Here is a 22,706-nt window from a genome sequence, read left to right on the forward strand (position 1 = left end):
GCCCGCCCGGCGCAAAGGGACGGTACCCCCACCGCTACTGAGGCGCACCGCACTGACGGTGACCTAAGGTGTTTCAGGTCACCGGTAAACGAAGTTCACGAGAGGACACACGTCGATGAGCTCTTCCGAGCAGGCGTCCCACACCACGTATGCCGACGCATATCGCGAGAGCATGGATCAGCCGGAGAAGTTCTGGCTCGACGCTGCGCGGGCCGTCGACTGGGATGTCGCGCCCACCAAGGCTCTCGACGACTCTGCCGCGCCGATCTATCGCTGGTTCCCGGATGCTTCGCTCAACACCAGCTTCAATGCCCTCGATCGGCACGTCCGCGACGGCCGCGGCGATCAGACCGCGTTGATCTTCGACTCCGCGATGGTCCCCACCAAGGCCACGTACACCTACGCCGAATTGCTCGAGCAGGTCTCACTCTTCGCCGGCGTCTTGAAAGATCAGGGTGTGGTGGCGGGCGACCGCGTGATCATCTACATGCCGATGATCCCCGAGGCTGCGATCGCGATGCTCGCGTGTGCGCGAATCGGCGCGGTGCATTCGGTGGTGTTCGGCGGCTTTGCGGCCAAGGAGCTCGCAACCCGTATCGACGACGCCGGTCCAGTGGTGCTCGTGACGGCGTCCGGCGGCCTCGAACCCGGACGAACAATCGAGTACCTGCCGATGGTCGAGAAGGCTCTGCAACTGTCCGCCACTCCCGCGCACACCGTGATCGTGAAGAATCGCGAGCAGATTCCCGGTGCAGCTTCCGACTACAAGTCAAGTGCCGCAGCCTGGTTCGACTGGGACGAGCTGATCGCCGACGCCACCCCGGCCGACCCGGTGTCGGTCGCCGCGACGGATCCGCTCTACATCCTCTACACCTCGGGAACGACCGGTAAGCCCAAGGGCGTCGTCCGGGACAACGGTGGCCATGCCGTTGCGCTGACGTGGACCATGAAGAATCTGTACGACATCAGCCCAGGACAGGTGTGGTGGACCGCCTCCGACGTCGGCTGGGTGGTCGGCCACTCCTACATCGTCTACGGACCGTTGCTCGCCGGAGCCACGACGGTCATGTACGAAGGCAAGCCCGTCGGCACCCCCGACGCCGGTGCGTTCTGGCGCATCATTTCCGAATACAACGTGTCGGCACTCTTCACCGCTCCGACAGCGATCCGCGCGGTCCGCAAGGCCGACCCGGACGCAAAAGAGCTTGCCAAGTACGACATCTCGTCGCTCGACACACTGTTCGCGGCCGGCGAGCGCTTGGATCCCGACACCTACGAGTGGGCTACTCGGATTCTCGATCGCCCGGTGGTCGATCACTGGTGGCAGACCGAAACCGGTTGGGCCATCTGCGCGAACCTGCGCGGCCTCGAACCGATGGAGATCAAAGCAGGCTCACCCACCGTCGCCTGCCCCGGATACCGCGTCGAAATCGTCGACGGCAAGGGCGAACTCGTGGGTCCGGACACCGAGGGCAACATCGTGATCGGCCTGCCGCTTCCTCCCGGAACACTCGCCGGACTGTGGCGTGACGAGGACCGGTACGTGAAGTCCTACCTGTCGACATTCGAAGGCTATTACCTCACCGGCGACTCCGGATACATCGACGAGGACAACTACGTCTTCGTGCTCGGACGAAGTGACGACGTGATCAACGTTGCCGGACATCGCCTTTCAACCGGAAGCATGGAGGCCGTCGTCGCCGGCCACCCGGCTGTCGCCGAATGCGCGGTCATCGGCATTCACGACGAACTCAAGGGGCAACGGCCGAGCGGTTATGTCGTGCTCAAGTCCGGCGTCGACATCGATCCCGAAACACTCCGACAAGAACTGGTCGCGCGGGTGCGAGACCAGATCGGTGCCGTCGCCACGTTCCGGGACGTCACCGTCGTCGCCGCACTACCGAAGACTCGTTCCGGCAAGATCCTCCGCAAGACCATGCGGCAGATCGCCGACAACGAGGAGTACACGGTCCCGTCGACCATCGAGGACGCGAGCGTATTGGACGAGTTGTCCAAACTCCTTCGCGGATAAGGATTCAGCGAATTCCCCTGTCTGTCTGCCTCCGGACGTAGCAGTATGAACACGTTCCAGTTTTCAACGATTCAGACGGGCAGGGGAAGTTCGATGGGCAATTTGGACGGTCAGGTCGCATTCATCACCGGAGCGGCGCGTGGTCAAGGGCGGGCGCATGCCGTCAAGCTCGCGTCCGAGGGCGCGGACATCATCGCGGTGGATCTCTGCGCGCCGGTCGCAACGGCGGGGTACGACATGGCCACCGAAGCCGACCTCGCCCAGACCGTCGCCCTGGTCGAAGCTCAGGGCCGGCGTATCGTCGCATCCGTCGCGGACACTCGCGACCTCGATGCCCTGAAATCAGCGGTCGACGCCGGAGTCGAGAAACTCGGCCGACTGGACATCGTGATCGCCAACGCGGGAATCGCGGCGTCGGCGAAATTGTCCTGGGACCTGAGCGCCGAAGAGTTCCGCGAGCTGATGGACATCAACGTCACCGGCGTCTGGTTGACGACCAAGGTGTCGATTCCGCACATCATGAACGGCAATCGAGGTGGATCCATTGTGTTGATCAGCTCGATGGCCGGGCTTCGAGGCGTGCCGGGGATTGCACATTACTCCGCGTCCAAGCACGCCGTTCGGGGGTTGGCGAAGTCTCTGGCCAACGAACTCGGCTGGGCAGACATCCGAGTCAACTCCGTACACCCGGGCAATGTGCGTACGACGATGATCGACAACGAACCGATGATTCGTGCGTTCCGTCCAGACTTGGAGAATCCTGTCCTCGCCGATACCGCTCCGATCATGTCGAAGCTGAATCTGCTGCCCCACCCGTGGGTCGACCCCGAGGTGATTGCGGATGCGGTGTTCTATCTGGTGGGGCCGGCAGGCCGCGGGATCACCGGCATCGCGTTGCCGATCGATCTCGGCACCTCGGAAAAATTCGCCGGCGGCTGAAGGCCCGAACTGATGCAGAATTGCCTCTGCCGGATGGGTCTCGAGCACCATCCGGCAGAGGCAATTCCGGCTTGATCAAGCCTTCGTAGCAACAGAACAAGTAGTCGACAACCTCATAGGCGCTCCTCGTCTGGCGTGGGACAAACCGTTGTGGGATGCGCAACAAACCCAAGACCCAGCGTAGAAGCATTTGGCCGCAAACGCGCGTCATTCGGCACTATTTTTTTGGATTCGGGCATACTGGACAACGCTCCCACCACGTATTATGGACCCGAGTTCACACTTACAGGGGGTAGGCACAGTGACGGTCAAATACGCCGTAATGGACCCGATTCACGGAAAAGTCGAGATCTCGTTCGATGTCGACACGGGGGTCGTCGACGTCCGAAACGGCAACTCACACGCTCTGTTGACGCGTCGAGTCGATGCCCCGCGCCGTGAAGGCACACCCATCGGAACGCGCGCCGCCGCCGACTTGTTCTTCACTGTCGGTGGCGATGAAGTCGAACTCACTGTCGGCAAAGGGTTTCTGTCCCGTCGCTCGTACTCTGTCTCGGCACTCGTCGACGGCGTGAGTTTGAACTTCGCCCCAGTCGACGACGCGAACAGTGCATTCACCCGCGACGGATTGCGGATCGGGCACTTCTCCAAGAACGAGGAATCCGATCCCAGACAGACCGACGCAGTCTGGTCGAGCACGCCGAGCACCGACGAACTTGTCATCGGTTACGCCCTGGCCGAAGCCTTCGATTGCGGAGCACTCAACGGTGCTTTTGCGTTGATCGAATCACTGGTGCTCGGCGGCGGATAGAGACCACTCAGAGCAGGTGGATTACCAGCAGAACAACGGCAATAGCTGGGAAAAGCATCTGTACGACGGCTGCGCGGGCTTTGTCGGGAGACGAGAGAATCAGCACCAATCCCGCGGCAACCATCGATCCTGTGCCTGCCAGTACGAGGGCAATTCCGACCGACGCGGAGCCGGTCGCCGCAATCACGATGCCGACCGCCGACACGATCGCCAAGAAAAGGTTGTAAAAGCCCTGGTTGAAGGCGAGCGGCTGCGTGGTGATCGCCTCTTCCTCGGACTTCACGCCGAACGTGGCGCGGGTCTTCGGGGCCGTCCAGAGAATCGATTCGAGGACAAAAATGTACACGTGCACTGCTGCGGCCAGTCCCGCGAAGATGTAGCCGGCGACGTTCATCGGTGAGCTCCTGTTGCTTCGAGTGAATTCTGTATCGTTCGGTCCAATATATACTGGACCGAACGATACAGAAAGAGCGAGGCTTTGATGGGCAGATCACAAGAATTCGACACAACAGCCGTGGTCGCTGCCGCTTTGGACGTTTTCTGGGCACGCGGATACGAAGGTGCCTCACTCGGCGACCTCGAATCCGCGACGGGGCTGAGTCGGTCAAGTCTCTACAACTCGTTCACCAACAAGCGCGGATTGTTCGACGCCGCCGTGCAGATGTACCTCGACCATGTCATCCGGCCACGTCTGCGCAGCCTCACGACAAATCCCGGGGCAGACGCAGTCGACGACTACCTTTCCTCGCTTGCGCACGCGATCGGCACCATGACCGCCGACTCGCCTCGGCGCGGTTGCCTACTTCTCAATACGGCTGCCGGACTCGGCGCGCACGACGATGCGGCGGCCGCAGTGATCCGCGCGTACCGCCGAGAACTCGCCGACGCGATCAACAGTGGATTACACGCCGCGTTTCCAACCGAGACAGACGCCACGCTCTCAGATCGCACTCGAATCCTTCTCTCCTGCACGGTAAGTGCATTGGTACTCGCACGAGTTGACACCGAAGAGGCCATCGCAACTCTGGAATCTGCGCGCCGACTGAACGCAGACTGGCAGGGATAATGACCGGAAAGCTCACGCCATTGCCCGCCATCAGGCGGGTAGGCGATGATGCTTCACGTGCCCAAGTTGACCACGCCCGCTATCGCCGCTGGATATCTCCGGGGAATGGACCAACCCTCGATCCACGTCGGGACTTTCGCGATTCTCCGACCCTGGACCCGCGACGACGCACCGGCCGTCATGGAAGCCTTTCGCGATCCGTCGATTCAGCGTTGGCACATCCGCCGCGCCGACTCGATCGACGAAGCACGGGGTTGGCTCACCCAGTGGAGAGACGGGTGGGCAAGCGAATCCGAATGCCATTGGGCGATCGCCGCTCCCGAGACAAATGAACTCCTCGGTCGAATCGCAGCAAAGGGGGTGAATTTGTGGGACGGCACTGCCGAGCTCGCGTATTGGGTGACCCCAGCGGCGCGCGGCCGCGGACTGTGCACCCAGTCTGTAACCGCACTGTCCGAGTGGGCATTCCGCGAAGCGGGGTTTCATCGACTGGAACTCGAGCACTCGATCCACAACCCACGATCGTGCCGAGTCGCCACCAAAGCAGGGTTCAGCGAAGAAGGTGTTCGACGAAGCTCCGCCAGGCACGCCGACGGCTGGCACGACATGCACGTCCACGCCCGACTACGTAGCGATCAGCCTTCGGCAACGACTCGCGCCGCGAGGGCAAGCGTCTGATCCACCAATTCCGCAACTCGCTGCGGCACGACCGGTTCGAGGTCAAACAGAATTCGGTAGATGATCGGCGCCACTACATGGTCGACCACCGAATCACCATCCACGCCGGCAGCTTCCGGCCAACGCGCGAGGATCACGTCGATCTGCGTCCGACAGAAGAAGGCACACTTGAACTTCTTCGTACCGTCCGGTGCATGCGTCTGATCGTCGCTCATCAACACGTCACGCAACGAAGCACGACCGACAGGCGCAGACATCTCCTCGAGGTACTCCTGCGCCCAAATCGTCAGATCCCCTCGGAGCGAGCCCGTTTCACGCGGGTCGGCGTCCGGGCGCAATCTCTCGATCGAGACGTCGGCAAAGACTTCGTTGATGTCACCCCACCGCCGATAGATGGTCGACGGGGTCACTCCCGCATCGGTCGCGATCATCGGCACCGTGATCTCGGCTCGATCACGCTGTTCCAACAACTTGCGCGCCGACGCATGCACGGCCTGTTGGATGCGCGCACTACGGCCACCGGGGCGCGGACCTGCGGACGGACTCATAAATCCAATAATAACGCAAAGATGTTGCATTAGGCTACGGCCAGGCGTAGCGTCCCAAACGCAAAGTATTTGCGTTTGAAGTCTTCACCACCCGCACGGGAAGCGCTACGACAATGACAACGACCGTTTCACCACAGACCGAGAGCACTTCACGCCCACGCCTTGGGCGAGGCGTCGCTTTCACACTCATCGCCGTCATCATCGCCACGTTCCTGGGCGCATCCGCGACCCCGACACCGTTGTACGAGCACTATCAACAGTTGTGGGGATTCTCCTCGCTCGCGTCGACGCTCGTGTTCGGCATCTACGCTCTCGCATTGCTCGCCACGCTCCTGACCGCCGGATCCCTGTCCGATCACATCGGCAGGCGCCCGGTCCTGCTCGGAGCACTCGCGCTCGAGGCAGTCTCGCTCGCGCTGTTCGCCTCGGCCGACGGTTTGACCATCCTGCTCATCGCCCGGGTCGTACAGGGTGTTGCCACCGGCGCTGCAATCAGCGCTCTGGGTTCGGCATTGATCGACCTCGAACGCACTCCGGGCCGAGGATCGATCATCAACAGCGTCGCTCCGACGATGGGGCTTGCAGTCGGAGCAGTGGGTTCGAGCCTCATCAGCGAGCACCTGCCCCGGCCCACCAGCACTGTCTACCTGGTCCTTCTCGTGCTTGTCATTCTCGAGATCTTCGGAGTATGGGCCGCTCCCGAGACTTCGGGCGGACGCCCCGGAGCCTGGCAGTCCCTGCGCCCCACACTGGCCGTTCCTCGTCAGGCGCGCACGATGATTGCCCTGACCGCACCGTGCCTGATCGCGGTCTGGGCGCTGGGAGGTTTCTACCTCTCACTCGGACCTGCATTGGCGCGCAACGCACTTGACGTTCACAGCTCCCTCATCGGTGCCGTCATGGTCGCAACACTGACAGGATTCGGAGCGGCAGCAGTACTCACCTTCCGCAAACTCGGCGGCCGGACCGTGATGCTGATCGGAACCACCGCCTTGGTGCTCGGGGTGGCCGTCACACTCATCGGTGCTGAAACATCCTCTGCCGTATTGATTCTGGTCGGTACGGCTGTTGCAGGTATCGGCTTCGGAGCAGGATTCCAAGGAACTATCCTCACCGTCATGCCGCTGGCCGAGAACCACGAACGCGCGGGTTTGTTGTCCACCGTCTACGTCATCGCATATCTGGCCAACAGTCTTCCCGCCTTGCTGGCCGGCTACCTGGTCGGCAAGGTCGGATTGGTGGATACGACGCGTGGCTACGGAGCACTCGTCATGGTGCTCGCGGCGGCCGCACTGATCGGACTGCTGGTCACCGGCGAGCGAAAGGTCGAAGCCGTCTCGGTGTCGGAGTAGGTGTCCCCCGATCGGTGGACACACCGTTCCGCCTGCACAGGGTCCGGGGAGTGGACATACGACATCGATCTGCTCCGACATAGTTGTCTTCGAGAGAGCCAACCGAACGCTCACCCGGACAAAGGACACCGACGATGACGAACCCACGCTACGTAGTTGCCGCAATCACAGCTCTGGCCGCCGGCGCCCTCACTTTGGGATTGAGCGGAATCGCCAGTGCCGGAACCCTTCCCACAACCGGCAACAGCATCACGATGACGATCAGCAACGACACCGAACAGACAATTCATCTCGAAGGCGCCGACAACCCCTACGGACAGTGGATGCAGAGCCCACGCCAGTCGCTCGCGCCTCACGAGACCGAGATCGTCACGGCATACAACCAGGACCCGCGCGGCCTGACGGTCGACGTCGTCTATTCCACTCCCGACGGCGGACAAGCAGTCTTCATGGCCAACGACTATCCGCAGTTCGACACCGACGGAACTCGCACCACCGACCCTGATCACTACTTCATCTCGAGCTACATCGACGGCTACTACCCGAACCTGAGCGTCGGGTACCACCTCAGTGTGGTGTGACTGCGGCAGTCGTCATAAGTAATCCATCTGCCTCTCAGACGCACTTGTTCTTGGACATTCGTCCGGCGCGCGGGGATTGTTGAACGCAGCCCCGCACGACCAGGCACACGCCCCGTTGCCGGTGGCCCGAAAATCAACGGGAGAGGGAAAACCACAGTGCGACTACCCAACCAGTTTCTGATCTACGTCAGCGATGCCGCCTCCGCAGCAGCGTTCTACGGCGAATTGTTCGACGCGAAGCCTGAGGTCCTCAGCCCTCGGTACATGACCTTCGACCTCGGCGGCGGTGTGGTCCTTGCACTGTGGAGCGGCAAGTCCCGCGACCTCGATCCCGCGACACCGCGCAATTTCGAAGTCGGCATCTTGGTCGACGGCGGGAGCAACGAAATTCGGGCGATCCACGACGAGTGGGTGGCCAAGGGAGTCGAGGTCGTCGAAGAACCCAGCGAAGATGTCTTCGGTCTGACGTTTGTCATTTCAGATCTGGACGGAAACCGCGTCCGCGTAGCGCCCGCAGATCACTGAGCACTCAGCCTTTGATCTCGCCGTACCGGCGCAAGGCTTCCTCACGCTCGTGCGCGTGATCGACTATCGGGTCCGGGTAGTCGACTGGGCGCATCGCCTTCAACGAGTGGACGGCCTTCCCGGGAACATCGCGAAGTTCGGGGACCCACCGACGGACGTATGTGCCGTCGGGATCGAACTTCTCCCCTTGCGTGATCGGGTTGAAGACGCGGAAGAAGGGCGAAGCATCCGTACCCGACCCGGCAGTCCACTGCCACCCGTGCTGATTGGAGGCCAAGTCACCGTCCACCAGTTGCGACATGAAGTACCGTGCGCCGCGCCACCACGGAATGTGCAGGTCCTTCACCAGGAATGACGCGACGATCATTCGGACCCGATTGTGCATCCAGTTCTCGGCGGCGAGTTGCCGCATGCCGGCATCCACGATCGGGAAGCCGGTCTTGCCTTCACACCAGGCCGTGAAGGCGGCGTCTGCGTCGACTCCCCCGTCGTGACGTAAACGGTCGAACTTGTCGTCGTAGTTCTTCCGCGCGCTGTCGGGGCGCTGAAACAGGATGTCTGCGTAGAAGTCTCGCCAAGCAAGCTGGCGACGGTACGCCTGAGCGCCGTCTCCGAGTCGCTTGGAGAGATCTGCCAACATGGTTCTCGGATGAATCGTGCCGTACTTGAGCGGGATCGACATCCGACTCGTGGTGTCGAGGTCGGGTCGATTTCGTTCGTCGTCGTACCGGTCAAGATCGTTCTCGCAGTATTCTTTCCACTGTTCGAGCGCACCGGCCTCACCGACGACATCGCTGACGGTGCCGGACGGCGCGGGGATACTCACCCGGCGCGGGCCACCGTCCTTCTCGCTCGGATCGAACCAACGGACCGTCCCCGCATCGGTCGACGCGGGGCCCCGCCAACCATGTTCCATCCACTGACGGAAGTACGGCGTGAACACCTTGTACGGATCACCGTCCGCCTTGGTGACGCGTCCGGGCGCCACGGCATATGGTGACCCGGTGGCGATCAACTCCACCTTCTCGGCCACGGCCGCGTCGCGCCGTCGGCCGTAGGGCCCGTAGTCGGCACTGATGTGAACTTCTTCGGCGCCAACGGATTCCGCCACGCGGGGCACCACGTCTGCCGGATCACCTCGAACAACCATCAATCGTCCGTCTAGCTGGTTGTCGAGTGCCGACAAGTTGGCGAACAGTTGATTCTGGCGGGGTGAGCCTGCCGGTCCGAGCAACTTCTCGTCGAGGACGAACAAACCCAACGTCTGTCCGCCGGCATCCGCCGCTGCAGTCAGAGTCGGAAGATCACCGACCCTCAGATCGCGTCGAAACCAGATCACAGAGTTACTCACCCAGTCGAGCCTACCGATCAGATCTCAGAACGCATCCCACCGCACGGGCCGCCAGTTGCGCCGCTCTTTCGGCTGTCGGTTCGGAGGTGAGCCCGAGCAGTCGCCGCCGGTGCTCCTCCCCGAGCAGCAAGGTGTACAACTGATCCGCGCACAGCGCAGCCTTCTGACCCTGCTGATCGATCAAAATCTTCTCCAGAAAGGCAATCGACTTGGCCGGGCCGGATTCGTAGAACGCTGCGGCCAATTCAGGGAACTGCACGGCCTCGCCGATCATCATGCGGTGCAGCGCAATCGAGTTGTCGCTGTGCAGGGCGATGACGATGTCCACTGCAGCGGCGAGCAGGTCGGACTGGCCCTCGCCGGTATTCTCGACGTACGCGTGCTGACGCGCAACCGCAGCTGCAAAGACCGCAGACTTGTCGCCGAAGTAGCTGTACACGGTGCGCTTGGCGACGCCGGCCACCGTGGCAATGCCCTCGATGGTAGTTCGGGCGAACCCGACATCTCGAAACGAGTCGACAGCGACGTCGAGAATCTCGTTGCGTCGTTCGGCGCGCTCGGCGTCACTGGTTCTCCCACGTCTGCGCGGTTGCTCCATCAAGTCCCCTGTTACCGTGCCGGTAAATTAATGCTACGTTGACGTTTCATTAATCCGAATACTACAGGAGCACTGCATGACCGGACAACGACTCGTCCACGTCGCTATCGCCGACGACTGGGAAGCATGCAAGCGTTTCGGTGAGTACGAGGTCTCGACGCGCGGAATCAGTTACGACGAGGCAGGATTCATTCGCGCAACGACCCCGGACGCACTCACTTCGGTGCTCGATCTGGTGTTCGGCGACCTCACATTGCCGCTGGTCGTCGCCGTCATCGATCAGGACGCCCTGACCTCCGCGGGCATCGACGTCGAATGGGAGGCGGAAAAGCCCCGAATCCTCCGACCTCTACCGATGGACGAGGACACCGTGGTCGCCGAACTGGCCGTGGAACGCGTTGACGGGGTCTGGCCGATTCCCGACCTGACCCCGTACGCAAGCTGCGCCGGCTAGACCAGCGCGGCCTCCGGTTCGATAACCGGCGCCGACGCCTTCTTCCGGCCGGCAGCCACGCACAGCGCGATCCCGACGGCAATCCAGCACACCAGCACCAGAAGTGGCGTGGTGGCGCCATGGCCGTCGAAGAACGCCATCGAACGGACGGATGCACCTGCGGCGCCAGGTGGGAGCAGCTGCCCCAAAGCGCCCCAACCCGCGGGCAACCACGCGGCAGTTGTCGCCATCCCCGAGAGTGGGTTTCCGATGAACATCATCGTGACGGCGCCCAACGCGAACCCCTTCATCCCGAGCAGGGATTCGAGCCCCAAAATGGGAAGCGAGATGGCCGAAATACCAACGGCGAGTGTGAGCGCGGTGAGCAGGTAGTTTCCGTCAAGACTGTTGGTGCCGAACTGCAGAATGGCAGTCAGTGCAAAACCCGCGACCACCGCGACGCCGGCAGCGCCCAACACTCGTTTGACGATGCTGCGCGGAAACAGTTGCACGAGAACAACAGCGGGCATGATTCCGCCGAACACCAAGGGCAAGGCCAATGCCGTGAGCCCAGCACCGGTCGGGTCGTCCGCAGTCAGCGGCACAACGTCTTCGACGGGCACCTTTGCCCCCGAGGCCTCCGAGAGGCCGTTGGCCACCCCGGTCAGGGTCTGGGCGATCGGGGTTCCGCCTGCAGTCGCGATCAACACGTGAGGACCGTTGGCATCAACGGCGATTCCGCCGACCACGTCGCGATTCCGAATCGCGTCACGCAGGGCGTCGGCGTCGGCGAATTCTCGAGTATCGAAGGCGCCTTGCTTACTCGCCTCGAGCGAGGTGCTGATCTGTTCGGTTGCCGCAGCTGGACCGGTGATGCCCAACTTCAGTTCGTGCGGGCCACTGTTGACCGAGGGCAGTACGAAGGCAAGCAGCATCAGCCCGATCACGGCGGACAAGCCCAACACCACAGCCACCAACTTCTTGCGGTCCTGTGCTTCGACTTCGGCGTTCATAACTACCCACCCTAAGTGGAAGTTTTTCCTCCACTATTTGTGGAAGATATTCCTCCGGTTATGATGAACTGTCAATACCGGAGGTGGATGTGCGAGCCGATGCACGTGAACGCAGAAACGCAATAGTCGACGCCGCACGAGCGGTGTTCACTGAGCGCGGGCACGACGCGCCCCTCGACGCAGTCGCAGAACTCGCGAAAGTGGGCATCGCCACGCTGTATCGGAACTTTCCGACGCGCGAGGACCTCGTGACCGCCGTCGCCGTCGCAACACTGACCGATGTCCGCGAGGCTGCCGACATCGCACTCACGGCAATGTCCACCGATCCCACAAACGCGTGGCACACGCTGGTGGACCGCCTCGTGGAACTGCGCCTGGGTGCGCTCATTCCTGCACTGGTGGAACGCAGTTTCACCGAGCTGGCGCCCGAAGTTCTGGCGGTGCGTGAGGTGACGAAAACGAAGATGACCGCGACGATCGGCGCCGCTCAGAGCGCCGGACTGGTTCGCGCCGATCTGCAACCGCTCGAATTCGTCATGGCTCTGGCCAAACTGACGCGCCCGCAAATCGAGTTGTCCGACGAGGCCATGCCGAACCTGGTCCCGCGGTTGGTCGCGGTGTTCATGGCCGGTCTGCGTCCGGACGGTACCGACTTGCCGGTCTGATCGGCGAAACCCGACGTACCAGGCAAGGCACAATGGGGCTGTGACCGAGATACCGAAAATCCTCGTAGTCGACGACGACGCAGACGTCCTGACCTCACTCGAACGCGGATTGCGGCTCTCGGGATTCACCGTACTGACGGCGGTGGACGGCGCCGACGCGCTCCGAGTGATCTCCGACAAGCGACCGGACGCGGTAGTCCTCGACATCAACATGCCGGTGCTCGACGGCACCGGTGTGGTGACGGCGCTTCGTGCCGCCGGCAACGAAATCCCGATCTGCGTGCTCAGTGCGCGCAACTCGGTCGACGATCGCATCGCCGGACTCGAATCCGGTGCAGACGACTACATGGTCAAACCGTTTGTTCTTGCCGAACTGGTTGCCCGGATCCGCGCAATGCTCCGTCGCAGCAACACTCCGGCCGGCGATCACTCCGAGGGTACGAATACCCTGCGGGTCGGAAACCTCGACATCGATCTCTCCGGTCGCCGGGTTCGTGTCGACGGCAAGGAAGTACCGCTCACCAAACGCGAATTCGAGCTACTCGAAGTGCTCGCACACAATTCCGGCATCGTGCTCACTCGCGAACGTCTCCTCGAACTGGTGTGGGGCTACGACTTCGTCGCCGACACGAACGTCGTGGACGTCTTCATCGGCTATCTGCGTCGAAAGTTCGAATCCGGCGGTTCACCTCGTCTGCTGCATACCGTTCGCGGCGTCGGGTTCGTGCTTCGGGAGAACCCGTGAAGCGTCGCCGCTTCTCACTACGAACTCGCGTTGCCGCGGCCGCGGCACTGGGGGCGACGTTCATCGTCATCGCACTCGGTGTGGTCGTTGCACTGGCTATCGCACGAAACAATTTGGCGCAGTTGGACCGTCGATTGGAGACGGCATCGACGGTCATCGTGGCCAATGCGGCTACAGCGGGACCTTTTCTCGGCGCGTTCGGAGACGGCGGCGCCTTTTCCGTGACCATCCGCTCCGACACCGACGGAACCGTCAAATCCAGTACCCCGACGCGACTGCCCGAACTACCGGTCGGCTCGGCGACCGTCGACGTGGACGGTACGAAGTACCGAGCATATACCGCCGAGGCCGACGGGATCAATGCCCTTGTCTCGCTGGCGGTTCCCTATGCCGAAGCGCGAGACATCACAGTCGACCAACAGCGACAGGTTGCGTTCTTCGGCGTCGGGGCCGTAGCGGCCGCAGCTGCGTTGGGATGGTTGTTCGGCGGCCCGGCGGTGCGCCCCCTCGTGGAGTTGACCCGCCGGATCGCCAGGCGCGATCCCGATCTCGCCACCGAGGTTTCCGGAATCCGTGAAGCGGACGAGCTTGCCGCAGCAGCAGAATCGATGCTCAGCGACGTCGCTCGAGCGCAAGCCGCAACCAACTCCGCCCTTGCCGCAGCCCGAGATTTTGCGTCCGCCTCGGCTCACGAACTCCGAACTCCGTTGACAGCAATGCGAACCGACATCGAAGTGTTGTCCATTCACGACCTCGATCACGAACAAAGACGCGAGATCCTCACAGATCTGGCCCGCGCGCAGGGCCGCGTCGAGTCAACTCTGAGAGACCTCGAGCGCCTGGCGAAGGGTGAACTCTCGACGGCCGAGGATTTCAAGGACACCGATTTGACCGAGGTCTGCGACATCGCCGCCGACGACGCACGCCGACATCATCCTGGGCTCGACGTCGGCGTCGTCACGGTGGATTCCCCACTCCCCTATTGCATCCGGGCCCTTCCCGGCGGAATCCGGTTGATCCTCGACAACGCGATCACCAATGCAGTCCGCCACGGCGGCGCGAGCGCGGTGCGCATCACCCTCGCTCGCCCGGCCGATTCACCGGACACCGTCACGATCACGATCGACGACAACGGTTGCGGAATACCGGCCGAGGAACGCTCGAGCGTGTTCGAGCGCTTCACTCGCGGATCGACGGCAGGCAAGACAGGCTCCGGTTTGGGCCTGGCGCTGGTGGCGCAGCAGGCGGCCCTGCACGGCGGACGGACGACATTTCACGACAGTCCACTCGGCGGGGCTCGCCTGCTGGTCGAACTCAGGGATCAGCCCGGACCCGAATAGCCCCTTCAGGTCTCGATCAACTGGCCGATCCCCGACGCTGTCACTTCGATGACCCGAGCCGAGCCGATGTCGAAGAACAGTCCGGCGATACGCAGGCGACCATCCACACGGGCCTGACCGACGAGAGGATGGCGTTCGAGAGTCTGCAATTGGACTGCGACATTGACCATTCCGAGCTGATCGACCTCCGAGAAACCTGCCTCGGCCGCAGCACGCGCGACCGGATGGCCACTCGTATAGGCCTGCAAGCTCGTCTCCGCATGCCGCAGCCATTCCCCGACGACTCCCGATTCCGACGAACCGTTCGTCAGGAGTGCTTGCATCGCGCCGCAGCCCGAATGTCCGCACACGACCACCGAGCTGACACCCAACTCGTCGATCCCGAAGGCCAGTGCCGCTTCCACCGACGTATCGCGGCCGCCGGCAGGAACCAGGTTTCCGACATTGCGCACGGTGAACAGGTCGCCGGGGCCACTGCTCGTGATGATGTTCGGCACCACTCGCGAATCTGCGCAGGTAAGGAAAAGAGAGTCGGGGTTCTGCCCGTCGCGCAACTGATCCATGTGCGGCCGTATCGCTTCGGCGCGATGGCGATGATAGTTGGACACCCCGTCGAGAATGGGCCGCAAGGCCGGCGGGCTGCTCAGATTCCTCCCCGAAGCCTGTGGTTGCCAACTGCCCCACGGCGCGAGCAAGCCGCGCAGGTCGGTGACTGCGGCGCCGCGCTTCGGCGGACCGGTGGTCGCGCTCTCCATACTCACCGAGCCGACTTCGTCGATGACCACCGAACCACCTGCCAACTCGTACTGCCTCGCCCACTCTTCGATGACGTCGAAGACGGCATGGTCGAGGAAGTCGACAGACAGCTCGACGGTGACGTCCGACCGCGGTGGGAGTCCGGCGAGCACCGACGTCAGCTTGGGCAGCACCAGGAAGGTGCACGAGCCTTCGACCAGGACGCGCCACTTCCCGGAATCGTTGTCGCCCAACTCTTCTGCGGTGACAGTTGCGCGGATGACACGCCACACCAGGAGGGCGATGGCCAGCGCCAACCCGATCAGGACGCCCTCGAGCAGATTCAAGAACACGACGCCGACCACCGTGATGCCGTACACCCACAGATCACCGGTCCGTCGCGCCAACCGAATGTGCGCCAGCTTGACCAGTTGAATACCGATGACAATCAACAGTCCGGCCAGTGCAGACTTCGGAATCTGCTGGACCAACCCGGCGAGCGCAGCCGAGAACAGCAGAATCCACAGGCCGTGCATGATCGACGACGCGCGGGACTTCGCCCCGGCCTCGACATTGGTCGCACTGCGCACGATCACCCCGGTGACCGGAAGGCCGCCGATGGCCCCGGACACCATGTTCGCGGTGCCCTGGCCGAGCATCTCGCGATCGAAGTTCGACCGCGGGCCCGAGTGCATCTTGTCCACGGCCACGGCCGAGAGCAGACTCTCCACACTGGCGATCAGGGCGATGGTCAGGATGCCGGTTGCGACGCCGAGCCACTGGCCGTCGGGCAGAGCGGGGAGTCCGATCGAGTCCAGCAAAGATCCGTCGAGAGCAATACGCTCGACGTCGATCGGCAGCGCCAGCGAAGCGAGAGTTGCCAATACGATGCCCACCAACGCCGCCGGAACCTTGCGGACACCGGCAGGGAGATAGCGCCACCCGAGAAGGGTGGCGATGACGACGAGTCCGATCATCAGGTCCTCGACATGCAAGGCACCGATCTGTGCGGGCAACTGCCGTAGATTGTCCAGCGCCGAGCTGGCCGAGCTTCCACCCAACAACACGTGAACCTGTTGTAGCGCAATGGTGATGCCGATACCGGCGAGCATCGCATGCACCACCACTGGAGCAATAGCCAGCGCCGCACGGGCAATTCGGCTGAGCCCGAACACGATCTGCAGAATTCCGGCGCCGACGGTGATCAGGCAGGTGACTTTCCACCCGAACTTGCCGATCAGTTCGGCGACCACCACGGTCAGGCCGGCTGCGGGACCACTGACTTGCAGCGGTGAACCTCCCACAGCTCCGGCCACCACTCCGCCGACGATTGCGGCGATCAGACCTGCCATGATCGGCGCCCCGGAGGCGATCGCAATTCCCAATGACAGGGGAAGCGCCACCAGGAATACGACCAGCGACGCCGGCACGTCGTATCTGATCAGTTGCTCGAGATATCGCCGGCTTCCACCACCCGGCGGAGACGAATCCCCCACGACGCTCTCGTCTGCGGATGATTGTGCGTGCACTACGGACTGCGTCGACATAGATCTCCTCGCCGGACCCCGGATCCGGCTGCTGGGCAACATGTTCGAAGCGAATCGGCGATCGGTATCGCCGATCGACTGTGACCATGGTAACCGCGATTCCTTACCGTTCCCTTAGATGCGAGCCCAGACGTGGTCGACGTCACCGCCGCCCGGCACTGTGACTCGAACCTGAACATCGGTCCAAAAGATCGATCGAATTGCTTTAAACCGCAAGCATTTTGACTGACACACCTCCAGCGGCCGGCACACCTGAGCGCCGTCGGCGATAATGGTCGGGAGTGAACGCTCAACCGCAAACACAACGATGTGAAGGCAGGCACCATGTCCGATCAGTACGTCGCCGCGCAGGACCGCTACGAAGCCATGCCGTACCGCCGAACCGGTCGGAGTGGTCTCAAACTCCCGGCCATCTCGCTGGGCCTCTGGCACAACTTCGGCGACGACGTACCGATCGAGAACCAGCGCGCAGTTCTGCGGCGGGCATTCGATCTCGGAATCACCCACTTCGATCTTGCGAACAACTACGGACCCCCGTACGGAAGCGCCGAGACGAACTTCGGCAGGATCCTGCGTGAGGATTTCTCTTCGTACCGCGAGGAATTGGTCATCTCGTCCAAAGCCGGCTGGGACATGTGGCCCGGCCCCTACGGATTCGGTGGTTCCCGCAAGTATTTGCTGTCTTCCCTCGATCAGTCGCTCGGACGACTCGGCGTCGACTATGTCGACATCTTCTACAGCCATCGCCCTGACGCCGAAACTCCGATCGACGAGACCGCAGGCGCCCTGATCAGCGCTGTCCAGCAGGGCAAGGCCATGTACGCGGGTATCAGTTCGTACTCGCCGGAGCGCACCCGTGAAATCGCCGCACTGCTCGCCGCTGCGGGGGTTCCGCTCTTGATCCACCAGCCGAGCTATTCGATGCTGAACCGCTGGATAGAGCAGGACCTGCTGTCGGCTGTCGACGATCTCGGCGTCGGCGTCATCGCGTTCTCACCACTCGCTCAAGGCATGCTCACCGATCGCTATCTGAACGGCGTCCCCGAGGATTCCCGTGCAGCTCAAGGTAAGTCACTGGATCCGTCGTGGTTGACCGACGACGCTCTCACCCACATCCGCGCGCTCAACGACATCGCGGCAGACCGCGGCCAGTCGCTGGCTCAGCTGGCACTGAGCTGGGCACTCCGCGATTCGCGGGTCACCTCGGTACTGATCGGTGCGTCCAGTGTCGCCCAACTCGAAGCCAACGTCGGCGCGCTCGACAATCTCGAATTCAGCGCAGCCGAACTGGCCTCCATAGATCAGCACGCCAAGGACAGCGGCATCAATCTGTGGGCAGAGGCCAGTTCGATCTGAGCGATCACCTGCGCTAGAGCTGAGGCAACTCCACGTTCACGTGCTCGCCCTCTTCGAATACGGCCGACGCCGGCCCGACGATCAAGGGATCCGGAGTACCGACAGCCCGGTGATCCTTGTTGGGATAGTCGAAGCTGGCGAGCACGTGACGCATCGCCTCGAGGCGAGCGCGTTTCTTGTCGTTGCTCTTGATTACCGTCCAGGGCGCATCCCCGGTATCGGTGTAGAAGAACATGGCTTCCTTGGCCTGGGTGTAGTCGTCCCACTTGTCGAGCGAAGCCAGATCGGTCGGTGAGAGCTTCCACTGACGCACCGGGTCCGTTCGGCGGGCCGCGAACCGCGCCAACTGCTCTTCGCGGCTGACCGAGAACCACAGCTTGTGCAGATGAATCCCGGAGTTGACGAGCATCCGCTCGAAGTCCGGGGTCTCTCTCATGAACTCGAGATACTGCGTCGGCGTGCAGTAACCCATCACTCGTTCGACGCCGGCGCGGTTGTACCAGGACCGGTCCATCATCACTATCTCGCCGCCGCTGGGTAGGTGTGCGACATAGCGTTGGAAATACCACTGCGTCCGCTCGATGTCGGTGGGCTTCTCGAGCGCGACCACGCGGGCTCCACGGGGATTGAGATGCTCGGTGAATCTCTTGATCGACCCGCCCTTACCGGCAGCATCGCGACCTTCGAAGATGATGAGCACCTTCTGACCGGTTTCCTTGACCCACAACTGCAGCTTGAGCAGCTCGATCTGCAGACGCCGCTTCTTCCGCTCGTACTCGCGGCGCGACATCTTCTTCTCGTAGGGGTAACCCTGCTTCCAGGCATCCGCGAACTCCGAAGGCTCCAGCACGCCGAGCTTGTGCTTGAGACTCGACAGCTCGTCGATCTCGGCCGCGTAATCCTCGGTGACGGAAATTCTGGTCGACGGGGTCGGCAGGTCAGGAACCCGACCGTCCACACCGCTGGCGTCGGGGCTCATGAATACGCACTCCCTGTCGTCGAAATGAACGAACGTCCGGAAAGTGAATTTTACGCGCCGAAGCCCGCTCCCGCGGGTCCGAAGAGAATGTTGCTTGGCATCGAGGAGGTAACGACAGGTCCGGCTTCCCAGTCGCCGAACCCTCACGCGGTACCTTGATCGAGGTAACTGAGACGGTCGGTAACCCCGAGAGAAGAGAGTTCTGGCGAGATGCGAGTAGACGGACGGGAGATCCCGGTAACGGGAAGCCTCCTGCCACCACTGCACCGCCGTACGAGCGACATCATGCGGGTTGCGATCGCTGCTGTGCTGCTCGGCGGCGTGATCGCGGGATCTCTGATCACTCGAAGTCAGTGGGACGCGCTCGAAACGTCGGTGTCCAACATCGTCGGTGTTCTGTCGCCGAGCCTGTCCGACACTGTGTACCTGCTCTACGGCATCGCAATTCTGGCGCTACCGTTCGCCATCCTGATCGGCCTGATCGTCGGGCGCCGGTGGAAGTTGCTGGCCGGATACGCCGCCGCCGGCCTGTGCGCCGGTGTCGCGCTGTCCTTCACCGGAACAGGCCTGGCGGCACCGAAATGGCACCTCGACGTGCCGGACCGACTCGACGCCACCTTCCTGTCTCAATTCCTCGACGATCCGCGATGGATCGCGATGCTCGCGGCGGTGCTCACCGTCTCGGGCCCGTGGCTTCCGAAGAAGTGGCGACGAGCCTGGTGGACGCTGCTTCTGCTCTTCGCTCCCATCCATCTGATCGTCAGCTCGATCGTTCCCGCACGATCGATGCTGGGTCTCGCCGTCGGTTACCTGATCGGCGCGGTGATCGTTCTCGCCGTCGGCACCCCTGCCCTCGAAGTGCCGTTGGACTCGGCAGTACGCGTACTCGCGCGGCGCGGTTACCGCGTCACCGCGTTCCGCGTCGTGAGTCCCTCGGGAATCGGGCCTCTTGTCATGTCCGCAGCCATCGACCAAGCACCGGACGACGAACCTTTCGACGAACTCGTCGTCGAGTTGTACGGACAGAACCAGCGAAGCAGCGGAGCAATTCGACAGACGTTCCGTTGGATCTCGTTCCGGAACCGTGAAACTCCGCCGCCCTACGGATCACTTCGTCGCGCCGTCGAACACCGAGCGCTCATGGGTATCGCGTTCGCCGACATCGGTCTGGCCAGTTCCAAGGCCGTCGCAATCTCGGTACTCGATCGCGGGTGGGAGATGTACGCGCGCCCGAGTCCTCGTGGCATCCCCCTTGCCGTCGCCGTCGAGAACCAGGCGGGCGAGGAAGAATCCACCAAACTGATCGACGCGCTGTGGCAGACACTGCATACCGCTCACGTGCACCAGATGGCGCACGGCGACCTGCGCGCTTCCGAAATTCGTGTCGAAGGCGGAACCATCCTCTTCGGCGGGTACGCGTACTCCGAATTCGGCGCCACCGAAGTTCAGATGCAGTCCGACAACGCACAACTTCTCTTCGCCACCGCATCATTGTTCGGGGTCGATGCAGCGGTGGACGCCGCGATTCGAGCGCAAGGCGCAGACACGATTCTCGCCGCCTCCGGCCGATTGACCACCGCTGCATTGCCCAACCGAATTCGGCGGACGGTCACGGATTCCGCGAAACTGATGACCGAGATCCGAGACGAGGTCGGTGCCAAGAACGGGATCGAAAAGGTCGCTCCCGCACAGGTCACCCGATTCAGTCGCAACCAGCTGATCCAGCTCGTTCTGCTCATCGGTCTGGTCTACGTCGCCTACCCCTTCATCAGCCAGGTCCCCGCGTTCATCACCGAGCTGAAGACGGCCAACTGGTGGTGGGCACTGCTCGGCCTCGGCGTCTCCGCACTGACGTACGTCGGCGCGGCAGCGGCCCTGTGGGCCTGTGCGTCGTCGATGGTCAGTTACCGCAACCTCTTGATCATGCAGGTGGCCAACACCTTTGCGGCGACGACAACTCCGGCCGGAGTCGGCGGGCTCGCGCTGAGCGTGCGGTTCCTGCAGAAGGGTGGGCTCGGTACCGTCCGTGCAACGGCCGCAGTCGCGCTGCAACAGACGGTCCAGGTGGTCACCCACGTCGGCTTGCTGATCTTCTTCTCGATCGTCGCCGGACGTGATACGAACCTCTCGCACTTCATCCCGGGATCCACTGTTCTGTACCTGGCGGGCGGCGTCGCGCTCGGAGTTCTCGGTGCATTCATGTTCATCCCGAAACTCCGTGGGTGGCTGCGCGACGATCTGCGTCCTCAGATCACCGAGGTGTTGGGTGAACTGAGCCAACTCGCGCGAAATCCCACGCGCTTCCTCATCATCGTGGGCGGCAGCGCCGCAACAACTCTCGGTGCCGCCCTGGCTCTGTGGGCGAGCGTCGAAGCATTCGGCGGCGGAACGACGTTCATCACCGTCACCATCGTGACGATGATCGGTGGGACGCTCGCCTCGGCGGCTCCGACACCGGGTGGCGTCGGAGCCGTCGAGGCCGCCCTCATCGGTGGTCTGTCCGCATTCGGACTGCCGGCAAGCATCGCGGTCCCGTCGGTCCTGCTCTACCGAGTGCTGACCTGCTGGCTCCCGGTGTTCTGCGGTTGGCCGACGCTGCGATGGCTGCAGAAGAACGACATGGTCTGAGCCGTTCCGCTACTTCTGGCGAACGACGTGAGCCTGCAGTGCTTCGCCGTCCTCGTCCACCCAGCCTTTGCTCTGGGCGTAGTCGACCATCGCGGCAACACCTTCGACGTCCGTGGTGCTCTCGCGAACGCGGGCTACCGAGATGAATGCACTACCACCGCTGACGTATCCGTAATCCTGAAGGCGCAAGAGTTCGTCCAGTTCGGCTTCGGAGATGTCGGCACTCACCTCGACGTGAAAGTCCTTCAGGTTGTCCACATCGTGGATGCTGACGCGGCCGTCGTCCACCAGTACATACATGGCTCTCCTTCCTAGAGCACTGACGTCGGTGCGTGCGTACCGAATACACGCCGGTGGTAGGTCAGTGGATTCGACTCGCGGTGCTCGACCTCGTCCACCGATCCTGTCACGATCTTGTGATCACCACCGTCCACGACGGCATCAACGGTGCACGCGATCCAGATGGATACGTCCGGCAGTCTCGGAACACCGAGATGCTCCGCCCACTCGACACCGTCGAACTTCGCACGGCCCTTCCTCGCAAAGGCAACCGCCAGTGAGCTTTGCGCGGTCCCGAGGACATTGATCGCGAACCTCCGCGTTCCTTCGATGAGGCCGAGAACTTCCGACTGTCGATCCAGAGCCACCGCGGTCATCGGCGGGTCCATCGACAACGACATGAATGCGCTGACCGTCGTGCCGTGCGGCCGGTCGCCGTCCATTGCCGTGACGACGGCGACCGGTGAGCACACGTGCGCCATGGCTTCTCGAAAACGCAACGCCC

Annotated in this window: 23 protein-coding genes; 14 read left to right on the forward strand and 9 right to left on the reverse strand. The window is 62.6% G+C overall.

Annotation, left to right across the window (positions count from 1 at the left end; all coding sequences use genetic code 11):
- Positions 1-115: 115 nt before the first annotated feature.
- From GN300_RS03250 to GN300_RS03260, 3 genes are all read left to right on the forward strand, one after another.
- Positions 116-2,032 (forward strand): propionyl-CoA synthetase, encoded by a 1,917-nt coding sequence (locus tag GN300_RS03250; RefSeq protein ID WP_063315922.1) that lies wholly within the window; start codon positions 116-118, stop codon positions 2,030-2,032.
- 93 nt (positions 2,033-2,125) lie between these two features.
- Entirely contained in the window at positions 2,126-2,971 is an 846-nt protein-coding gene (locus GN300_RS03255) for a mycofactocin-coupled SDR family oxidoreductase (RefSeq protein WP_063316061.1), read from the forward strand.
- Positions 2,972-3,272: 301 nt separating this feature from the next.
- Entirely contained in the window at positions 3,273-3,782 is a 510-nt protein-coding gene (locus tag GN300_RS03260; RefSeq protein ID WP_223304422.1) for a hypothetical protein, read from the forward strand.
- Positions 3,783-3,789: 7 nt separating this feature from the next.
- Here GN300_RS03260 and GN300_RS03265 read toward each other — a convergent pair whose 3' ends face one another.
- The gene (locus tag GN300_RS03265) at positions 3,790-4,176 is read right to left on the reverse strand and encodes a DUF1304 domain-containing protein (protein WP_003939752.1); all 387 of its coding nucleotides are present in this window, start codon (positions 4,174-4,176) and stop codon (positions 3,790-3,792) included.
- An 87-nt stretch (positions 4,177-4,263) separates the two neighbouring features.
- Here GN300_RS03265 and GN300_RS03270 point away from each other — a divergent pair, with 87 nt between their 5' ends.
- The gene (locus GN300_RS03270; RefSeq protein ID WP_063315921.1) at positions 4,264-4,848 is read left to right on the forward strand and encodes a TetR/AcrR family transcriptional regulator; all 585 of its coding nucleotides are present in this window, start codon (positions 4,264-4,266) and stop codon (positions 4,846-4,848) included.
- A gap of 57 nt (positions 4,849-4,905) precedes the next feature.
- The gene (locus GN300_RS03275) at positions 4,906-5,526 is read left to right on the forward strand and encodes a GNAT family N-acetyltransferase (protein WP_063316060.1); all 621 of its coding nucleotides are present in this window, start codon (positions 4,906-4,908) and stop codon (positions 5,524-5,526) included.
- Here GN300_RS03275 and GN300_RS03280 read toward each other — a convergent pair.
- Positions 5,484-6,074 (reverse strand): TetR/AcrR family transcriptional regulator, encoded by a 591-nt coding sequence (locus GN300_RS03280; protein WP_007733425.1) that lies wholly within the window; start codon positions 6,072-6,074, stop codon positions 5,484-5,486. The genes GN300_RS03275 and GN300_RS03280 overlap by 43 nt on opposite strands.
- 113 nt (positions 6,075-6,187) lie before the next feature.
- On the opposite strand from GN300_RS03280, the gene GN300_RS03285 reads away from it, so the two are divergent.
- From GN300_RS03285 to GN300_RS03295, 3 genes are all read left to right on the forward strand, one after another.
- On the forward strand, positions 6,188-7,426 hold the full coding sequence (locus tag GN300_RS03285; RefSeq protein ID WP_063315920.1) for an MFS transporter: 1,239 nt from the start codon (positions 6,188-6,190) through the stop codon (positions 7,424-7,426).
- 134 nt (positions 7,427-7,560) lie between these two features.
- A complete protein-coding gene (locus GN300_RS03290; RefSeq protein ID WP_047270917.1) occupies positions 7,561-8,007 on the forward strand; it encodes a hypothetical protein in 447 nt (148 codons plus the stop codon).
- 156 nt (positions 8,008-8,163) lie between these two features.
- Positions 8,164-8,532: a VOC family protein gene (locus GN300_RS03295; protein ID WP_063315919.1), complete on the forward strand. Its 369-nt coding sequence runs from the start codon at positions 8,164-8,166 to the stop codon at positions 8,530-8,532.
- Between the two features lie 4 nt (positions 8,533-8,536).
- On the opposite strand, the gene GN300_RS03300 is transcribed toward GN300_RS03295, so the two are convergent.
- Both GN300_RS03300 and GN300_RS03305 read right to left on the reverse strand, forming a co-directional pair.
- The gene (locus GN300_RS03300; RefSeq protein WP_047270918.1) at positions 8,537-9,883 is read right to left on the reverse strand and encodes a deoxyribodipyrimidine photo-lyase; all 1,347 of its coding nucleotides are present in this window, start codon (positions 9,881-9,883) and stop codon (positions 8,537-8,539) included.
- A 10-nt stretch (positions 9,884-9,893) separates the two neighbouring features.
- Entirely contained in the window at positions 9,894-10,481 is a 588-nt protein-coding gene (locus GN300_RS03305) for a TetR/AcrR family transcriptional regulator (RefSeq protein WP_063315918.1), read from the reverse strand.
- A 76-nt stretch (positions 10,482-10,557) separates the two neighbouring features.
- Between GN300_RS03305 and GN300_RS03310 the strand changes: the two genes are divergently transcribed.
- A complete protein-coding gene (locus GN300_RS03310; RefSeq protein ID WP_030535385.1) occupies positions 10,558-10,935 on the forward strand; it encodes a DUF952 domain-containing protein in 378 nt (125 codons plus the stop codon).
- Here the strand turns inward: GN300_RS03310 and GN300_RS03315 are convergent.
- Entirely contained in the window at positions 10,932-11,927 is a 996-nt protein-coding gene (locus tag GN300_RS03315) for a hypothetical protein (RefSeq protein WP_063315917.1), read from the reverse strand. The two genes, GN300_RS03310 and GN300_RS03315, sit on opposite strands and share 4 nt — an antisense overlap.
- Positions 11,928-12,016: 89 nt before the next feature.
- On the opposite strand from GN300_RS03315, the gene GN300_RS03320 reads away from it, so the two are divergent.
- Genes GN300_RS03320 through GN300_RS03330 form a run of 3 tightly spaced genes read left to right on the forward strand, consistent with a single transcriptional unit; the run spans position 12,017 to position 14,677 of the window.
- Positions 12,017-12,592, forward strand: a complete 576-nt coding sequence (locus tag GN300_RS03320; protein WP_029256004.1) for a TetR/AcrR family transcriptional regulator — start codon at positions 12,017-12,019, stop codon at positions 12,590-12,592.
- Between the two features lie 40 nt (positions 12,593-12,632).
- Positions 12,633-13,337: a response regulator transcription factor gene (locus GN300_RS03325; RefSeq protein WP_003939853.1), complete on the forward strand. Its 705-nt coding sequence runs from the start codon at positions 12,633-12,635 to the stop codon at positions 13,335-13,337.
- The gene (locus GN300_RS03330; protein WP_003939972.1) at positions 13,334-14,677 is read left to right on the forward strand and encodes a sensor histidine kinase KdpD; all 1,344 of its coding nucleotides are present in this window, start codon (positions 13,334-13,336) and stop codon (positions 14,675-14,677) included. Before GN300_RS03325 ends, GN300_RS03330 begins: the two co-directional genes overlap by 4 nt.
- Before the next feature lie 5 nt (positions 14,678-14,682).
- Here the strand turns inward: GN300_RS03330 and GN300_RS03335 are convergent, their stop codons facing one another.
- Entirely contained in the window at positions 14,683-16,959 is a 2,277-nt protein-coding gene (locus tag GN300_RS03335; protein ID WP_042451182.1) for a bifunctional SulP family inorganic anion transporter/carbonic anhydrase, read from the reverse strand.
- Positions 16,960-17,283: 324 nt separating this feature from the next.
- On the opposite strand from GN300_RS03335, the gene mgrA reads away from it, so the two are divergent.
- Positions 17,284-18,315, forward strand: coding sequence for an L-glyceraldehyde 3-phosphate reductase (mgrA, locus tag GN300_RS03340; protein WP_063316059.1), 1,032 nt, complete (start codon positions 17,284-17,286; stop codon positions 18,313-18,315).
- A gap of 13 nt (positions 18,316-18,328) precedes the next feature.
- Here mgrA and ppk2 read toward each other — a convergent pair whose 3' ends face one another.
- Entirely contained in the window at positions 18,329-19,294 is a 966-nt protein-coding gene (ppk2, locus tag GN300_RS03345; RefSeq protein ID WP_003940295.1) for a polyphosphate kinase 2, read from the reverse strand.
- A 210-nt stretch (positions 19,295-19,504) separates the two neighbouring features.
- Here ppk2 and GN300_RS03350 point away from each other — a divergent pair, with 210 nt between their 5' ends.
- A complete protein-coding gene (locus GN300_RS03350) occupies positions 19,505-21,922 on the forward strand; it encodes a lysylphosphatidylglycerol synthase transmembrane domain-containing protein (RefSeq protein ID WP_007733454.1) in 2,418 nt (805 codons plus the stop codon).
- A gap of 9 nt (positions 21,923-21,931) precedes the next feature.
- Here GN300_RS03350 and GN300_RS03355 read toward each other — a convergent pair whose 3' ends face one another.
- Complete coding sequence (locus GN300_RS03355; RefSeq protein WP_063315916.1) at positions 21,932-22,222, reverse strand: hypothetical protein; 291 nt, start codon at positions 22,220-22,222, stop codon at positions 21,932-21,934.
- A gap of 11 nt (positions 22,223-22,233) precedes the next feature.
- The gene (locus GN300_RS03360) at positions 22,234-22,683 is read right to left on the reverse strand and encodes a flavin reductase family protein (protein WP_007733458.1); all 450 of its coding nucleotides are present in this window, start codon (positions 22,681-22,683) and stop codon (positions 22,234-22,236) included.
- Positions 22,684-22,706 lie beyond the last annotated feature (23 nt).

Origin of the sequence: Rhodococcus sp. Ni2 (assembly GCF_021352185.1) — a bacterium.
Lineage (GTDB): Bacteria > Actinomycetota > Actinomycetes > Mycobacteriales > Mycobacteriaceae > Rhodococcus_F > Rhodococcus_F qingshengii.

Excerpts from the sequence above, each read along its gene's own strand:
- GN300_RS03250 (WP_063315922.1), top strand. The coding sequence starts at position 116 with ATGAGCTCTTCCGAGCAGGCGTCCCACACCACGTATGCCGACGCATAT.
- GN300_RS03255 (WP_063316061.1), top strand. The coding sequence starts at position 2,126 with ATGGGCAATTTGGACGGTCAGGTCGCATTCATCACCGGAGCGGCGCGT.
- GN300_RS03265 (WP_003939752.1), bottom strand. The coding sequence starts at position 4,176 with ATGAACGTCGCCGGCTACATCTTCGCGGGACTGGCCGCAGCAGTGCAC.
- GN300_RS03270 (WP_063315921.1), top strand. The coding sequence starts at position 4,264 with ATGGGCAGATCACAAGAATTCGACACAACAGCCGTGGTCGCTGCCGCT.
- GN300_RS03280 (WP_007733425.1), bottom strand. The coding sequence starts at position 6,074 with ATGAGTCCGTCCGCAGGTCCGCGCCCCGGTGGCCGTAGTGCGCGCATC.
- GN300_RS03285 (WP_063315920.1), top strand. The coding sequence starts at position 6,188 with ATGACAACGACCGTTTCACCACAGACCGAGAGCACTTCACGCCCACGC.
- GN300_RS03290 (WP_047270917.1), top strand. The coding sequence starts at position 7,561 with ATGACGAACCCACGCTACGTAGTTGCCGCAATCACAGCTCTGGCCGCC.
- GN300_RS03305 (WP_063315918.1), bottom strand. The coding sequence starts at position 10,481 with ATGGAGCAACCGCGCAGACGTGGGAGAACCAGTGACGCCGAGCGCGCC.
- GN300_RS03310 (WP_030535385.1), top strand. The coding sequence starts at position 10,558 with ATGACCGGACAACGACTCGTCCACGTCGCTATCGCCGACGACTGGGAA.
- GN300_RS03315 (WP_063315917.1), bottom strand. The coding sequence starts at position 11,927 with ATGAACGCCGAAGTCGAAGCACAGGACCGCAAGAAGTTGGTGGCTGTG.
- GN300_RS03335 (WP_042451182.1), bottom strand. The coding sequence starts at position 16,959 with ATGTCGACGCAGTCCGTAGTGCACGCACAATCATCCGCAGACGAGAGC.
- mgrA (WP_063316059.1), top strand. The coding sequence starts at position 17,284 with ATGTCCGATCAGTACGTCGCCGCGCAGGACCGCTACGAAGCCATGCCG.
- ppk2 (WP_003940295.1), bottom strand. The coding sequence starts at position 19,294 with ATGAGCCCCGACGCCAGCGGTGTGGACGGTCGGGTTCCTGACCTGCCG.
- GN300_RS03350 (WP_007733454.1), top strand. The coding sequence starts at position 19,505 with ATGCGAGTAGACGGACGGGAGATCCCGGTAACGGGAAGCCTCCTGCCA.
- GN300_RS03355 (WP_063315916.1), bottom strand. The coding sequence starts at position 22,222 with ATGTATGTACTGGTGGACGACGGCCGCGTCAGCATCCACGATGTGGAC.
- GN300_RS03360 (WP_007733458.1), bottom strand. The coding sequence starts at position 22,683 with ATGGCGCACGTGTGCTCACCGGTCGCCGTCGTCACGGCAATGGACGGC.